The sequence below is a fragment of the Photorhabdus viridis genome (assembly GCF_040256935.1).
Taxonomy (GTDB): Bacteria; Pseudomonadota; Gammaproteobacteria; order Enterobacterales; family Enterobacteriaceae; genus Photorhabdus; species Photorhabdus viridis.
In genome coordinates this window covers 1-319 of the sequence record NZ_JBEJZY010000347.1, presented here as the reverse complement: position 1 = coordinate 319, position 319 = coordinate 1, and the positions used below count along the sequence as shown (strand labels likewise).

Sequence of the window (319 nt, the reverse complement as noted above, 5' to 3'; positions counted from 1 at the left end):
CACCTGGTCGGAGTACAAACGCTATTTTGAACAGGATGCCGCGCTGGAGCGCCGTTTCCAGCGGATTAACGTTGATGAGCCGGATGATGAAACCGCTTGCCTGATGTTGCGCGGGCTGAAAGCGCGTTATGCCCGCCACCACGGCGTCCATATTCTTGATAGTGCGGTACAGGCGGCGGTAACACTCTCCCGTCGTTACCTGGCTGGGCGTCAGCTCCCGGATAAAGCGGTGGATCTGCTGGACACCGCCAGTGCCCGGGTGCGCATGAGCTTAGATACTTCACCGGCATCGCTGACACAGTTAAAAACCGAGCGCGAT

The 319-nt window shown here is 58.3% G+C and carries 1 pseudogene; it reads left to right on the top strand.

The annotated features are described in order from the left end of the window. Positions 1-319: pseudogene (locus tag ABR397_RS25575) on the top strand (type VI secretion system ATPase TssH); the annotation flags it as partial.